This window comes from Lentzea terrae (assembly GCF_003265345.1).
Classification (GTDB): Bacteria; Actinomycetota; Actinomycetes; order Mycobacteriales; family Pseudonocardiaceae; genus Lentzea; species Lentzea terrae.
In genome coordinates, this window is the sequence record NZ_QFWW01000013.1 from 1 (window position 1) to 1,225 (window position 1,225).

The 1,225-nt window shown below is 68.7% G+C and carries 2 protein-coding genes; both read left to right on the forward strand.

All coding sequences use genetic code 11. The features are described from left to right. Window positions 1–252: 252 nt before the first annotated feature. Window positions 253–417, forward strand: a complete 165-nt coding sequence (locus tag DI276_RS18580; RefSeq protein ID WP_157984797.1) for a hypothetical protein — start codon at window positions 253–255, stop codon at window positions 415–417. 181 nt (window positions 418–598) lie between these two features. After that, the coding region (locus DI276_RS18585; protein ID WP_198680738.1) for a sporulation protein at window positions 599–1,225 on the forward strand (627 nt) is incomplete at its 3' end.

Consider the following 1,225-nt stretch of genomic DNA (forward strand, 5'->3'; position numbering starts at 1 on the left):
CAGCGGCACCGAGCAGCGGATCTTCTACCGCGTCGGCGCCCAGTACTACCTGATCCAGACCCAGTCGTACTCCTCCAACCAGCAGGCCGCGCTCCCGGCGAACGCGGACCTGGAGGCTTCGAGCACGGACGTGACCCCCGAGGTCACCACGGGTACGGTCAAGTAGGTGAACTGGAGGAGGGCCCCTTCGTCCACGCCAGGTGGACGAAGGGGCCCTTCGCTGTGCAAGCCGGCAGCAACGTGGGGGACCGCATGAAGCGCACGCCGCTGGTGGCAGCACTGGTCGCGGTACTCGTTCTGATCGCCGTGGTGTGGGTCAGGCAGTCGAACGAGCCTGCGGGCGATCCAACCACGCGGGAAACCTTTCAGCGGGTGAGCGTGCGTCCGCTCGAAACCACGATCCAGCTGACCAGGTAGCCGACCTACCGGCGGGGGTGAGTCCAGCCGGGTGGCGGGTTGTTCCGGACGCCCGGCAGCTGGGAGCGACGCGACGAACTCACGACACTGGGACGTGACAGTCGCCGAACACACGGTGGCGCAATGGAACTGGCTCGGTGACAGCAAACCGGTTCCGTCCGTCCAAAGAGGAGACATCGTCATGTTCAACCGGATGCTGAGCGCGTTCGGCATCGGTGGTCCGTCCGTCGACACCGTGCTGGACTCGCCGCACGCCGTGCCCGGCCAGCCGATCACCGGACAGGTCCGCATCCAGGGCGGCAGCTCGGACGCCGAGAGCGGCCAGGTCGTGTTGTCGCTGGTCACCCAGGTCGAGGTCGAGCGCGGTGGCTTCGGCGGCTTCGGCGATTTCGGTGGCGGTGACGAGCGTGGCGAGGTCGCGGAGTTCTTCCGGATGGTCGTGCAGCAGGGGCTGCGGGTGCCGGCGGGTCAGCTGGTGTCGATCCCGTTCCAGCTGCCGGTGCCGTGGGAGACGCCGATCACCGCGGTCGGTGGCGCGGCGCTGCCGGGGTTGAGCGTGGGTGTGCGCACCGAGCTGCTCGTCGCGGGTGCCCCGGACAAGGGTGACCTCGACCCGGTGCTGGTCGGTCCGCTGCCGTCGCAGAACAAGGTGCTGGACGCGTTCGGGCAGCTCGGGTTCTCGTTCCGCAGCGCCGACGTGGAGGCCGGGCGCCTGCCTGGTGTGCCGCACGAACTGGGCTTCTACCAGGAGCTGGAGTTCTTCCCGCCGGCCCAGTTCGCGGGCAGGGTGAGCCAGGTCGAGCTGACC